This is a genomic window from Stenotrophomonas sp. Ps181, assembly GCF_025697425.1.
GTDB lineage: Bacteria > Pseudomonadota > Gammaproteobacteria > Xanthomonadales > Xanthomonadaceae > Stenotrophomonas > Stenotrophomonas sepilia.
On record NZ_JAHWBI010000002.1, the window covers coordinates 571,289 to 583,953 of the forward strand.

Below are 12,665 nucleotides of genomic sequence, written 5' to 3' on the forward strand. Positions count from 1 at the left end.
GCTTTGCCTGAGCATGGTCGACTGAGCGTGCGCGATCCGTCAATGGTGTCGCAATCTGTGAGAAGGGGCTTGCCCAAGCTGTGTTGCATTGTCTACCGGAGAAGGCCCATGAACACACGTTCCGTCCGTCACCCTGCAACTGAACGCATCATCGAACGCGCCGACCCGCGCCTGCTGCGTGGCGTGCGGCAACTGGCGCTGGCCGGACTGGCGCTGGTACTGGTCTGGCCAGCGGCACGTGGCAGCAGCGTGTGGTTGGGCTGGCTGCCGATGTGGCTGATCGGCATGCCGCTCGCGGCCTGGTGGGCGCTGCTGCGCTTCCCGCTGCCGCGCCTGTCGGGGCTGCCGAAGGTGCGGCGTACCGGTGGACAGGCGCGTCGGCGACGCAGCCCGGCCGCCACGGCCTGACCTTCGACACGGGGGAGGCCACGACATTCCGTGCTAGCGTTCCACGGCTTATGACTGCCTGGAGCTGCAATGTCACGACTCGCTTCCGCCTGCCTGCTGGCCGGCATGATGACCGCTGCGTCGGTGGGGACCGCCGTGGCCGCTGAAGATACCGACCGCTACGCCTGGCTGGAGGACGTCACCGGCGACAAGCCGCTGTCCTGGGTCAAGGAACAGAATGCCAAGTCCGAGGCGCGCCTGGCGCAGACCCCGGCCTTCAAGCAGATGGAGACCCGCATCCGCGAGGTGCTCGACTCCGATGCCAAGATTCCCGGCGTGCAGAAGATCGGTGACTACTACTACAACTTCTGGAAGGACCAGCAGCACGAGCGCGGCCTGTGGCGGCGCACCACCCTGGCCGAGTACCGCAAGGCCTCGCCGCAGTGGGAGACCGTGCTCGACCTGGATGCACTGAACAAGGCCGAGGGTGAGAACTGGGTCTGGCACGGCGCCGATTGCCTGCGCCCGGACTACAGCCGTTGCCTGATCGCGTTGTCGCGCGGCGGCGCCGATGCCGACGTCACCCGCGAATTCGACCTGGCCAACAAGACCTGGATCAAGGACGGCTTCTTCCGTCCGGAGTCGAAGGGCGGCCTCAACTGGGTCGATCGCGACACCGTGTTCGTCTACACCGATTTCGGTGCCGGCACGATGACCACCTCCGGCTATCCGCGCGTAGCCAAGCTGTGGAAGCGCGGCACGCCGATGGCCTCGGCCACGACGGTGTACGAAGGCAAGCCGGAAGACATGTACATCGCGGCGATGCACGATGACACGCCGGGCTTCGAGCGCAACCTGGTCAGCCGCACGCTGGCGTTCTACAACAACGAACTCTACCTGCGTGGCGACGACGGCACGCTGACCAAGATCGACGCGCCGAATTCGGCCGAGAAGGGCCTGCACAAGCAGTGGCTGACCCTGGAGCTGCGCGACCCGTGGACCGTGGGCGGCAAGACCTACGCGTCCGGTTCGCTGTTGGCGACCAAGCTGGACGACTTCCTGGCCGGCAAGCGCGACTTCGAGGTGCTGTTCACCCCGACCGCGACCACCTCGCTGGCCAGCGCCACCTGGACCAGGAGCCACCTGGTGCTGAACGTGCTGGACGACGTCAAGAACCGCCTGTCGGTGCTGACCCCGGGTGCCAATGGCTGGCAGACCAGCCGCTTCGTCGGCGCACCTGCCTTCGGCACGCTGGGCGTGGCTGCAGTGGACAGCAATGACAGCGACGCAGTGTGGCTGACCGCCACCGACTACCTGACCCCGACCACGCTGGCGCTGGCCGAGATCGGCCAGGCCCCGGAAACACTGAAGACCATGCCGGCCTTCTTCGATGCCAAGGGCAAGGTGATCGAGCAGCACTTCGCCACCAGCAAGGACGGCACCCGCGTGCCGTACTTCGTGGTGCACGACAGGGCGATGAAGCTCGATGGCTCCAATCCGACGTTGCTGTACGGCTACGGTGGCTTCGAGATCTCGCTGACCCCGAGCTATTCCGGTGGCATGGGCCGCGCCTGGCTGGAGAAGGGCGGTGTGTATGTGGTGGCCAACATCCGCGGCGGCGGCGAGTACGGCCCGCGCTGGCACCAGGCGGCGCTGAAGCAGAACCGCCACAAGGCCTACGAAGACATGGCCGCGGTGGCGCGGGACCTGGTCAAGCGCAAGATCACCAGCGCCAAGCACCTGGGCGTTCAGGGCGGCAGCAACGGTGGCCTGCTGACCGGCAACATGCTGACCCAGTACCCGGAGCTGTTCGGTGCGGTGGTGGTGCAGGTGCCCTTGCTGGACATGAAGCGCTACAGCCACCTGCTGGCCGGTGCCTCGTGGATGGCCGAGTACGGCAACCCGGATACCAGTGACTGGGAGTTCATCAAGACCTTCTCGCCGTACCACCTGTTCAACGCGAAGAAGAACTACCCGCCGGTGCTGTTCACGACCTCGACCCGCGACGACCGCGTGCACCCGGGCCATGCCCGCAAGATGGCGGCGAAGATGATCGACGCCGGCAAGGACGTGACCTACTACGAGAACATCGAAGGGGGTCACGGCGGCGCCGCCAACAATGCGCAGGCCGCGCACATGTCGGCACTGGCATACAGCTTCCTGTGGGAGCGGTTGGGCGGCAAGTAAGCAGAACGGAAAACGCCGCCTCAGGGCGGCGTTTTTCATTATCCGGTAGTGCCGGCCGCTGGCCGGCACCGCCGTCAGCGTGATCCCTGCCAGCGCTTCAATCCGCGCGCAATCCGCGCCACCGCCTCCTGCAATCGCGGCACCTCCTGGGTATAGGCCAGGCGCACGTGCTGGTTGGCGCGATGGAAGCCGAAATCCAGGCCCGGGGTGAACGCTACGTGCTCGGTTTCCAGGAAGTGGGCGCAGAACGCCTGCGCATCGTCGGTGAAGGCGCTGACGTCGGCGTACAGGTAGAACGCGCCCTGTGGCTCGACTTCGATACGGAAGCCCAGCTCGCGCAGTGCCGGCAGCAGGAAGTCGCGGCGCTGGCGGAACGCGTCGCGGCGCTGCTCGAAGATCGCCATCGATTCCTCGCTGAAGCAGGCGAGCGCGGCGTGCTGGGCGATGCTTGACGCGCTGATGTACAGGTTCTGCGCCAGCTTCTCCAGATCCGGTACGGCGGACGGCGGCGCTACCAGCCAGCCCAGCCGCCACCCGGTCATGCCGAAGTACTTGGAGAAGCTGTTGAGCACGAACGCGCTGTCGTCCACCTGCAGCACGCTGGGCGCATCCAGGCCATAGGTCAGGCCGTGGTAGATCTCGTCCACCACCAGGTGACCACCACGCGCGTGCAGGGTCTTCGACAGTGCCGCCAGCTCGGCGGCGGAAAGCACGGTGCCGGTCGGGTTGGCCGGCGAGGCGACCAGCGCGCCGACGCTGTCGGCATTCCAGTGCTGTTCCACCAGTGACGGGGTCAGCTGGTAGGCGGTCTCCGGCCCGACCGGTACCAGTTGCGCACCGCCTTCCACCAGGCGCAGGAAGTGGCGGTTGCACGGATAGCCGGGGTCGGCCAGCAGCCAGTGGCGGCCGGGATCGACCAGCAGGCTGCTGGCCAGCAGCAGCGCACCGGACCCACCCGGGGTGACCAGGATGCGTTCAGGATCGATGTCCAGACCGTAGTGGCTGCGGTAGAAACCGCTGATCGCCTGGCGAAGCGCCGGCAGGCCACGCGCGGCGGTGTAGCGGGTGTGACCGGCGGCCAGTGCGGCCTGGCCGGCCCGCACGACCGGTTCGGCGGTAGTGAAGTCCGGTTCGCCGATTTCCAGGTGGATCACATCGTGGCCGGCCTGTTCCAGCGCCTGCGCGCGGGCCAGCAGGGACATCACGTGGAACGGGGCGATTTCATGGCTGCGCCGGCTGTAGCCCGGCGGGTGGGGCAGGGTACTCATGTGCCCATGGTACGCCGCGCGTCGGGGTCATGCGTTCTGGTAGTGCCGACCGCCGGCCCGCATTCCGACCGTCTCCGGGTTCGTGAGGTTGCCGGCCGGCGGCCGGCACTACCCCATGACGATCCGCAGGGTTGCCCGCAACCCTCCTGCAACCCAGACTCGGGCACAAGGACGCCATTGCATTGCAGTTCAAGGAACCCTACTTCATGAAGTCCACCCTCTGCCTGTTGCTCGCCAGCCTGATGACCACGACTGCTACCGCCGCCACTCCGCCCGTTCCGCCGGATGCCGCCAGGCATCCGCATGTGGTCAAGGCGCCGTTCGGCGCGACCCGCAACGATGACTATTACTGGCTGCGCGACGACAAGCGCGAGAACAAGGACATGCTGGCCTACCTGCAGGCCGAGAATGCCTACGCGGACCAGGTGCTGGCGCCGCTCAAGCCGCTCGAAGACACCCTGTACAAGGAGATCGTCGGCCGCATCAAGCAGGACGATTCCAGCGTGCCGGCGCGCGAACGCGGCTACTGGTATTACAGCCGCTTCGAGACCGGCCAGGACTATCCGATCCACGCGCGCCGCAAGGGCAGCATGGAGGCCGCCGAGGAGATCCTGCTGGACGTCAACGCCATGGCCGCTGGCAAGGGGTATTTCAGCGTCGGCTCGATGGAGGTCAGCCAGGACAACCAGTTGCTGGCCTGGGCCGATGATGATGTCGGCCGCCGCCAGTACACGATCCGCTTCAAGGATCTGGCCACCGGCAAGGTGCTGCCCGATGTGATCACCGGCAGCTCCGGCGACCTGGTCTGGGCCGACGACAACCGCACCGTGCTGTACGTCGAGAACGATCCGGAAACGCTGCTGACCGTGCGGGTGAAAAAGCACGTGCTGGGCACCCCGGTCAGCGCCGACACCGTGGTCTACGAAGAGAAGGACGACAGCTTCTACATGGGCATCGGCCGCACCCGCGACGATCGTTTCATCACCATCGGCGTGCACAGCACCGTGTCCTCGGAAGAGCGCTACGCACCGGCCAGCGATCCGACCACCTTCACCGTGCTGGCCCCGCGCCAGCGTGACGTCGAGTACGACGCCGACCACTACGACGGCCGCTGGGTGATCCGCACCAACGACGGTGCGAAGAACTTCAAGCTGGTCACCGCACCGACCGATGCCACCTCGCGTGCGCAGTGGAAGGACTGGATCGCGCATGACGATGCGGTGTTCATCGAAGGCTTCGAGCTGTTCGACAGCTACACCGCCATCGCCGAACGTTCCGAGGGCCTGGAGCGCATCCGCCTGCTGTTCAAGGATGGCCGCAGCGACTACGTGAAGGCGGACGAGCCGGCGTACTCGATGGGCCTGGGGGACAACACCGAGGCCGATACGCCGTGGCTGCGCTACGTCTACACCTCGATGACCACCCCGACCACCGTGTTCGAACTGAACACCGCCACCGGTGAGCGCCGCCAACTGAAGGTGCAGCCGGTGATCGGCTATGACGCCTCGAAGTACGAAACCGACCGCGTCTGGATCACCGCGCGCGATGGCGTGAAGGTGCCGGTGTCGCTGGTCTACCGCAAGGGCTACCAGAAGGATGGCAAGGGCGCGCTGTTCCAGTACGCCTATGGCAGCTATGGCATGTCGATGGATCCGTACTTCAACCAGACCGCGGTGAGCCTGCTCGACCGCGGCGTAGTGTATGCCATTGCCCATATCCGCGGTGGCCAGGAAATGGGCCGCGACTGGTACGAGAACGGCAAGCTGCTGCACAAGCAGAACACCTTCAACGACTTCATCGACGTCACCCGCGGCCTGGTCGCACAGGGCTGGGCGGCGAAGGATCGCGTCGCCGCGTCCGGCGGCAGTGCCGGTGGCCTGCTGATGGGTGCGGTGGCCAACCAGGCCCCGCAGGATTACCGGGTGATGGTGGCGCAGGTCCCGTTCGTCGACGTGGTCACCACCATGCTCGACCCGACCATTCCGCTGACCACCAACGAGTACGACGAGTGGGGCAACCCGGAACAGAAACAGTATTACGATTACATGCTGTCCTACTCCCCCTACGACAACGTGAAGCAGCAGGCCTACCCGGCGCTGTTCGTGGGCACCGGACTGTGGGATTCGCAGGTGCAGTACTGGGAGCCGGCCAAGTGGGTGGCCAGGCTGCGTGACGACAACACCGGCCACCACCCGATCCTGTTCCGCACCAACATGGAGGCCGGGCATGGTGGCAAGTCCGGGCGCTTCCAGCGCTACCGCGAGCTGTCCGAGTCGTACGCGTTCGTGCTGCAGCAGCTGGGCATCGCTCAGCCGTAACGGCGAAGGGGGGCCGGGCGTTGCCGGGCACCCCGAACCGTTATCCTTGCGGCCATGAGCCTGCCCGAGCCCACCGCGTCCCGCGATACCGCCACGCCACCGCGCGTGGTGCGTTTCCGCTGGGCGTGGTGGCTGCTGGCCTACGTCAGCCTGGGCACCGGCATCGTCGGCATCTTCGTGCCGGGCCTTCCGACCACCGTATTCATCCTGATCTCGGCGTGGGCTGCATCACGTGGGTCCGAACGCCTGCACACCTGGCTGCTGCAGCACCCGCGCTTCGGCCCGGCCATCGCCAACTGGCAGGCACACGGGGCGGTCAGCCGCTATGGCAAGTGGATGGCCACGATCACCATGGCGGTGTGTGCCGCCATCATGCTGTGGTGCGTGCCGATCGCCTGGGTGAAGTGGTTCTCGATCGGCAGCATGACCGTGGTCGCAATCTGGCTGTGGACGCGGCCGTTGCCGCCACCGCCCGCGGATTGAGCGCCGGCGGTAGTGCCGGCCGCTGGCCGGCAACCCGATTCCCTGCACCAACCGCTCAGCCGCCAATGGCTATACTCGGGGCATGAAGATCCCCCATCGAAACGCCATCCTGATTCCGCTGGCAGCGGCCTCGCTGCTGCTCCTCGCCGCCTGCGGCAACAAGGGCCCGCTGGTACTGCCGCAGAAGCCGGTGCCGGTGGAAGAAACCGTCGAACCCGCTGCCGAGCCCGCCACCGAGGCGACCCCGGCGGAGGCCCAGGGTGCCGTTGCCCCGGCCACGACCGTCGACCCGGCTGCAACGACCACCCAGCCGGCACCCGCGCCAGCGAAGAAGGCGGGCAGCGGGAATGAGTAAGGCCGGTTCCAGGGCCCTGCGCTTCAGCAAGATGCATGGCGCGGGCAACGATTTCGTAGTGATCGACCTGCGTGACGGCACTGCGCCGCCCACGCCTGAACTGGCCGCGCGCCTGGCCGACCGCCACACCGGCGTCGGCTGCGATCAGATCCTGACCATCGAGGCGCCGCGTGCGGAAGGCTCGGTGGCCTCGTACCGCATCTGGAATGCCGACGGTTCCAATTCCGAGCAGTGCGGCAATGGCGCGCGCTGCATCGCGGCCTGGCTGGTGCGCGAGGGCAGTGCGCAGGGCGATGCGTTCGTCATCGACAGCCCGCTGGCCAGCCATGAGGTGAAGGCGCTGGGCGAAGGGCAGTTTGCGGTGACGATGGGCGTGCCTGCTTTCGAGCCGGCCAACGTGCCGCTGATGGGTTTCGCCCACCCGCGCGAGGAATACCTGCTGCCGCTGCAGGGCGAGAGCGTACGCTTCGCTGCGGTGTCGATGGGCAACCCGCATGCGGTGATCGAAGTCGGCCTGATCGATGCCGCTCCGGTTGAACGCGTGGGTTCGCTGCTGCAGCAGCACGCGTCGTTTCCGCGCTCGGTGAACGTGGGCTTCGCCCAGGTGATGGGCCCGGCGCACGCCCGCCTGCGCGTGTTCGAGCGCGGTGTCGGCGAGACCCTGGCCTGCGGCAGTGGCGCCTGCGCCGCCGCCGTGACCCTGATGCAGCGCGGCCGCCTGCAGCGCGATGCGCGCATCAGCCTGCCCGGAGGTGACCTGCGCATCCAGTGGCCGGGCGATGGCCAGCCGGTGGTGATGGCGGGCCCGACCGCATTCGTCTTCGAAGGGGAGTGGATGGCATGAGCGAAACCGTCGACAAGCTCGGGGCCCATGAAGTCGCTGCCTGGTTGCGGCGTCATCCCGGCTTCCTCAAGCAGTTCCCGGACCTGGCCCTGACCCTGGTGGTGCCGCGCGATGACGGCCCGACCGCATCGCTGGCCAGCTACCAGCTGGAAGTGCTGCGCGAGAAGAACCGCGAGCTGGCACGACGGCTGGCCGACCTGGGCGCGACCGCCCAGGTCAATGAACGCCTTGCGGTGCGCACGCACCAGCTGACCCTGGCACTGATGAAGCAGGACAACGCGGCCGATACCCTGCGCGCGATGGCCGCATCGCTGCAGGAAGACTTCGCCGGCGACCTGGTGCGGCTGGTGGTGCATGCGCCGGTGGCCGGGCTGGAACAGGCCGACTGGTTGCAGGTGATTGCTGCCGATGATCCGCAACTGGGCCCGTTCCGTGATTGCCTGAACGACGGCGAGCCGATCTGCGGCCGCCTGCAGCCGGAAAAGAATGCCGTCCTGTACGGCGTGCGCAGCGAGGAAGTGCAGACCACCGCACTGCTGCCGTTGCCGGGCGTCGGCCTGATCGCAGTCGGCAGCCACGACCCGAACCGCTTCTACCCGGGCATGGGCACGCTGTTCCTGCGCATGATGGGCGACGCCCTGGCCACTGGCCTGAAGCGCTTCCACGACTGAGCAGGACCGGACGACGATGAGCGCGGTACAGGCCTTCCTGCAGCACCTGCAGGTGGAGCGGCGGATGTCGGCGCATACGCTTGACGCCTACCGCCGCGACCTGGACGCGCTAGCGGTCTGGGCCGAACCGCGTGGCGTGGCGGTGGAGGCGCTCGATGCCGATGCGTTGCGCCAGTTCGTCGCCGACGAGCATCGCCGCGGCCTGTCGGCCAAGAGCCTGCAGCGCCGCCTGTCGGCCTGCCGCAGCTTCTATGCCTGGCTGCTCAAGCACGGCCGCATCGAGGTCAGCCCTGCAGCGACGCTGAAGGCACCGCGCGCACCGCGCCGATTGCCGCAGGTGCTCGATGCCGACGAAGCCGTACAGCTGGTCGAGCTTGAACCGGAAGGTGAGCTCGGCCGCCGTGACCGCGCGCTGCTGGAACTGTTCTATTCCTCCGGCCTGCGCCTGAGCGAAGTCTGCGCGCTGACCTGGCGCGACCTGGATTTCGACAGCGGGCTGGTCAACGTGCTGGGCAAGGGCAACCGCCAGCGCCGGGTGCCGTTCGGCCGGCCGGCACGCGAAGCGCTGCAGGCGTGGCGCGCGGAAAGTGGCGGTGGTCCGGCATCGCCGGTGTTCCCCGGTCGCAACGGGCCGATCAGCCAGCGTGCGGTGCAGATCCGCATCCGCCAGCTGGCGCAGCGCCAGGGCCTGTTCAAGCACGTGCATCCGCACATGCTGCGGCACAGTTTTGCCAGCCACATCTTGGAATCGTCCGGCGACCTGCGTGGTGTGCAGGAGCTGCTGGGCCATGCCGACATCGCCACCACGCAGATCTATACCCACCTCGATTTCCAGCACCTGGCCAAGGTCTACGACGCCGCGCATCCGCGCGCCAAGCGCCGACGCAGCAACGAGGGCAGCGGAGAAAGCTGAACGTTGCCCCTGCGTCAGCCGGTCGCGGGTGGCTTGAAGGGCGCAGCGCAGTCCCCACCTCTGGTTCTGTCACCCCGGAGGCATCATGGACCCCAGTCAGAACCCCAACGTTTTCCACGCCACCACCATCGTCTGCGTCCGTCGCGGCGAGCACGTGGCCATTGCCGGCGACGGCCAGGTCACGCTGGGCCACACCGTGATGAAGGGCAACGCGCGCAAGGTGCGCCGCCTTGGCCGCGACGGCCAGGTGCTGGCCGGTTTCGCCGGTGCCGCCGCCGATGCCTTCACCCTGTTCGAGCTGTTCGAGGCCAAGCTGGAAAAGCACGGCCAGCTGCAGCGCGCTGCGGTCGAGCTGGCCAAGGATTGGCGCACCGAGCGCCGCCTCGGCAAGCTCGAAGCCCTGCTGGCAGTGGCTGACAAGGAAACCTCGCTGATCATCAGCGGCACCGGCGATGTGATCGAGCCGGAGGACGGCATCATCGCCATCGGCTCCGGTGGTTCCTATGCACTGTCGGCCGCGCGCGCGTTGATGGCGCACACCGAACTGGATGCACGCACCATCGCCAGTGAAGCGATCGGCATCGCCGGCGACATCTGCATTTACACCAACCGCAACGTGGTGGTCGAGGAACTGTGAGGGTAGCGCCGGCCGCTGGCCGGCGACCTCATGATCCCCCGCACGCGTGCCTGGTTGCCGGCCAGCGGCCGGCACTACCGACAAAGAATCCGTGAGCACATCCATGTCGAAGATCGAAGTTTCCTCCGCCACCATGACCCCGCGCGAGATCGTGCAGGAACTGGACCGGCACATCGTGGGCCAGCACGACGCCAAGCGCGCGGTGGCCATCGCCCTGCGCAACCGCTGGCGCCGCATGCAGCTGCCGGCGGAGCTGCGCAATGAAGTGATGCCGAAGAACATCCTGATGATCGGCCCGACCGGTGTCGGCAAGACCGAGATCGCGCGCCGCCTGGCGACGCTGGCCAACGCACCGTTCGTGAAGGTCGAAGCCACCCGCTTCACCGAAGTCGGCTACGTCGGCAAGGACGTCGAACAGATCATCCGTGACTTGGCCGACACCGCGGTCAAGCTCTATCGCGAACAGGCCAAGGTGCGCGTGCGTACCCAGGCCGAAGAACGCGCCGAAGACCGCATCCTCGATGCGCTGCTGCCGCGTCGTAGCGGCGGCATCGGTTTCGATCCGGAAGTCGCCCGCAACGAACCGTCGGCGCAGGACAACGAGACCCGCATCAAGTTCCGCAAGATGCTGCGCAACGGTGAGCTGGACGAGCGCGAGATCGAGCTCGACCTGGCGGCCAATGTCAGCATGGACATCATGACCCCGCCGGGCATGGAGGAAATGGGCCAGCAGCTGAAGTCGATGTTCGCCAACCTGGGTGGCGGCGCGAAGGCGCACAAGCGCACGCTGACCATCAAGGCCGCGCGCCCGCTGCTGATCGAGGAAGAAGCCGGCAAGCTGGTCAACGAGGATGACATCCGTACTGCCGCAATCGAGGCGTGCGAGCAGCACGGCATCGTCTTCATCGATGAGATCGACAAGGTCGCCAAGCGTGGTGACAACGTGGGCGGTGGCGACGTGTCCCGCGAAGGCGTGCAGCGCGACCTGCTGCCGCTGGTGGAAGGCTCCAACGTGTCCACCAAGTACGGCACGATCAAGACCGACCACATCCTGTTCATCGCGTCGGGCGCGTTCCACCTGGCCAAGCCCAGCGACCTGATTCCGGAGCTGCAGGGCCGCTTCCCGATCCGCGTGGAACTGGGGGCGCTGAGCAAGGATGATTTCGTGCGTATCCTGACCGAGCCGAAGGCCGCGCTGACCAAGCAGTACGAAGCGTTGCTGGCCACCGAGGGCGTCAAGGTCAGTTTCACCGCCGATGCCATCGAGCGCCTGGCCGAGATCGCGTTCCAGGTGAACGAGCGCCAGGAAAACATCGGCGCTCGCCGCCTGCATACCGTGCTGGAGCGCCTGCTGGATTCGCTCAGCTACGAGGCACCGGACCGCGATGGCGAAACCCTGGCCATCGACAAAGCCTACGTCGATGCACACCTGGGCGAGCTGGTGCAGGACCCGGACCTGAGCCGCTACATCCTGTAACGCCCGATCCGGTCGGATCCCTCGCCGTGGCGAGGGCTCTGCCCCCCCCTCGCTGCAACGCAAAAGGCCGCCGCAGGGCGGCCTTCTGCGTTGGCGCTCAGCACGATTGCCGGGCGCGGTACGCCTGCAGTACCTGGTCGATCACTGCACTGGTGCGAGCGGCGCTGATGCCGTTCGAGGGCGAGTGCCCGTTGCCGCGCAGTTCGTCCACGAGAGAGGCGATCAACGGTTGCTGGATCGACGACGGGTTGGGGATGTCGAACGTCTGCACGCCGGCTTCGGTCTCCAGCACCACCGGAACATCCTCGAAGGTGGCAAAGCGCAGCTGCCCGCGGTCGCCGGTGATCTCGATCTCATCCTGGCGGCGGAACGCGCAGAAGCACCATTGCGCGATGCCGTGCGCGCCCGCTCCAGTGCGGAAGCACATTGAAACGCTGTCCTCGGCGGCGTAAGCGCCGGCCAACGAACTGGCCAGGCCGCGCACATCGCTCAGCGGACCCAGTAGATGATCGAGCAGGTCCAAGGTGTGCGAGCCCAGATCGACGAACAGCCCGCCGCCGGAGATCGCGGGATTGGTCCGCCAGAAGTCCGGCGATGCGGCATCCACCGAATGCGGCCGATGCAGGGTGGCGCGAACGCTGCGCGGTGTACCGATCGCGCCGCTGTCCAGCAGCAGCTTCACCTGCGCGAATCGGGGCAGGGCGCGGCGGTAGTAGGCGACGAACACGGGCACGCCACGGCGTGCACTGGCTTCCAGGATGCGCTCGCATTCGCCATGGTCCATTGCCATCGGCTTTTCGATGTAGACCGGCTTGCCTGCGGCAATCGCCTGCAATGCGTACTGCATGTGCGTGGAGGGCGGCGTGGCGACGTACACCGCGTTCACGTCCGGATCGGCGATCAGCGCGTCGGCATCCGTGTACCAGCGTGGCACCGCGTGGCGCCGCGCATAGTCTTCGGCCAATGCGGCATTGCGGCGCATGACCGCCGCCACCCGTGAGCCCGGTGTGCTGGCCAGGGCGGGGCCGCTCTTCTTCTCGGTGACGCTGCCGCAGCCGATGAAGCCCCACACCACGTTGTCCAGGATCATGGGTCTGTCCTCACATTGGGGCTGCGGTGGCGGCA

At 67.0% G+C, this 12,665-nt stretch carries 12 protein-coding genes; 10 read left to right on the forward strand and 2 right to left on the reverse strand.

All coding sequences use genetic code 11. The features are described from left to right. The first annotated feature begins 108 nt into the window (after positions 1-108). Complete coding sequence (locus KXV01_RS06325; RefSeq protein ID WP_263467605.1) at positions 109-408, forward strand: hypothetical protein; 300 nt, start codon at positions 109-111, stop codon at positions 406-408. A gap of 69 nt (positions 409-477) precedes the next feature. Continuing rightward, a complete protein-coding gene (locus KXV01_RS06330) occupies positions 478-2,574 on the forward strand; it encodes a prolyl oligopeptidase family serine peptidase (RefSeq protein WP_005419457.1) in 2,097 nt (698 codons plus the stop codon). A 74-nt stretch (positions 2,575-2,648) separates the two neighbouring features. Here the strand turns inward: KXV01_RS06330 and KXV01_RS06335 are convergent, their stop codons facing one another. Beyond that, positions 2,649-3,842 (reverse strand): pyridoxal phosphate-dependent aminotransferase, encoded by a 1,194-nt coding sequence (locus KXV01_RS06335; RefSeq protein ID WP_134709719.1) that lies wholly within the window; start codon positions 3,840-3,842, stop codon positions 2,649-2,651. Between the two features lie 206 nt (positions 3,843-4,048). Here KXV01_RS06335 and KXV01_RS06340 point away from each other — a divergent pair, with 206 nt between their 5' ends. The 8 genes from KXV01_RS06340 to hslU all read left to right on the forward strand — a co-directional run bounded on the left by KXV01_RS06340 (position 4,049) and on the right by hslU (position 11,540). Next, positions 4,049-6,160, forward strand: a complete 2,112-nt coding sequence (locus tag KXV01_RS06340; protein WP_099485379.1) for a S9 family peptidase — start codon at positions 4,049-4,051, stop codon at positions 6,158-6,160. A 54-nt stretch (positions 6,161-6,214) separates the two neighbouring features. Further along, a complete protein-coding gene (locus tag KXV01_RS06345) occupies positions 6,215-6,643 on the forward strand; it encodes a YbaN family protein (protein ID WP_099495716.1) in 429 nt (142 codons plus the stop codon). An 82-nt stretch (positions 6,644-6,725) separates the two neighbouring features. Next, positions 6,726-6,998, forward strand: a complete 273-nt coding sequence (locus KXV01_RS06350; protein ID WP_061479704.1) for a lipoprotein — start codon at positions 6,726-6,728, stop codon at positions 6,996-6,998. Next, positions 6,991-7,842 (forward strand): diaminopimelate epimerase, encoded by an 852-nt coding sequence (gene dapF / locus KXV01_RS06355; RefSeq protein WP_049414367.1) that lies wholly within the window; start codon positions 6,991-6,993, stop codon positions 7,840-7,842. Before KXV01_RS06350 ends, dapF begins: the two co-directional genes overlap by 8 nt. After that, positions 7,839-8,513 carry a DUF484 family protein gene (locus tag KXV01_RS06360; protein ID WP_049414366.1) on the forward strand — a complete coding sequence of 225 codons (675 nt, stop codon included), beginning with the start codon at positions 7,839-7,841 and terminating at the stop codon, positions 8,511-8,513. The genes dapF and KXV01_RS06360 overlap by 4 nt, the downstream gene beginning before the upstream one ends. Positions 8,514-8,529: 16 nt before the next feature. Continuing rightward, on the forward strand, positions 8,530-9,426 hold the full coding sequence (gene xerC / locus KXV01_RS06365; protein ID WP_049438989.1) for a tyrosine recombinase XerC: 897 nt from the start codon (positions 8,530-8,532) through the stop codon (positions 9,424-9,426). 85 nt (positions 9,427-9,511) lie between these two features. Continuing rightward, the gene (gene hslV / locus KXV01_RS06370; RefSeq protein ID WP_005411093.1) at positions 9,512-10,063 is read left to right on the forward strand and encodes an ATP-dependent protease subunit HslV; all 552 of its coding nucleotides are present in this window, start codon (positions 9,512-9,514) and stop codon (positions 10,061-10,063) included. Positions 10,064-10,166: 103 nt separating this feature from the next. Continuing rightward, complete coding sequence (gene hslU / locus KXV01_RS06375) at positions 10,167-11,540, forward strand: ATP-dependent protease ATPase subunit HslU (RefSeq protein ID WP_263467606.1); 1,374 nt, start codon at positions 10,167-10,169, stop codon at positions 11,538-11,540. Positions 11,541-11,637: 97 nt separating this feature from the next. Here hslU and KXV01_RS06380 read toward each other — a convergent pair whose 3' ends face one another. Then, positions 11,638-12,630 (reverse strand): Gfo/Idh/MocA family oxidoreductase, encoded by a 993-nt coding sequence (locus KXV01_RS06380; protein ID WP_263467607.1) that lies wholly within the window; start codon positions 12,628-12,630, stop codon positions 11,638-11,640. Positions 12,631-12,665 lie beyond the last annotated feature (35 nt).

Bases quoted from the DNA above. Each gene is read 5' to 3' on its own strand.
- KXV01_RS06380 (WP_263467607.1), bottom strand. From the start codon at position 12,630: ATGATCCTGGACAACGTGGTGTGGGGCTTCATCGGCTGCGGCAGCGTC.
- KXV01_RS06345 (WP_099495716.1), top strand. From the start codon at position 6,215: ATGAGCCTGCCCGAGCCCACCGCGTCCCGCGATACCGCCACGCCACCG.
- KXV01_RS06335 (WP_134709719.1), bottom strand. From the start codon at position 3,842: ATGAGTACCCTGCCCCACCCGCCGGGCTACAGCCGGCGCAGCCATGAA.
- KXV01_RS06325 (WP_263467605.1), top strand. From the start codon at position 109: ATGAACACACGTTCCGTCCGTCACCCTGCAACTGAACGCATCATCGAA.
- KXV01_RS06350 (WP_061479704.1), top strand. From the start codon at position 6,726: ATGAAGATCCCCCATCGAAACGCCATCCTGATTCCGCTGGCAGCGGCC.
- hslV (WP_005411093.1), top strand. From the start codon at position 9,512: ATGGACCCCAGTCAGAACCCCAACGTTTTCCACGCCACCACCATCGTC.
- dapF (WP_049414367.1), top strand. From the start codon at position 6,991: ATGAGTAAGGCCGGTTCCAGGGCCCTGCGCTTCAGCAAGATGCATGGC.
- xerC (WP_049438989.1), top strand. From the start codon at position 8,530: ATGAGCGCGGTACAGGCCTTCCTGCAGCACCTGCAGGTGGAGCGGCGG.
- hslU (WP_263467606.1), top strand. From the start codon at position 10,167: ATGTCGAAGATCGAAGTTTCCTCCGCCACCATGACCCCGCGCGAGATC.
- KXV01_RS06340 (WP_099485379.1), top strand. From the start codon at position 4,049: ATGAAGTCCACCCTCTGCCTGTTGCTCGCCAGCCTGATGACCACGACT.
- KXV01_RS06330 (WP_005419457.1), top strand. From the start codon at position 478: ATGTCACGACTCGCTTCCGCCTGCCTGCTGGCCGGCATGATGACCGCT.
- KXV01_RS06360 (WP_049414366.1), top strand. From the start codon at position 7,839: ATGAGCGAAACCGTCGACAAGCTCGGGGCCCATGAAGTCGCTGCCTGG.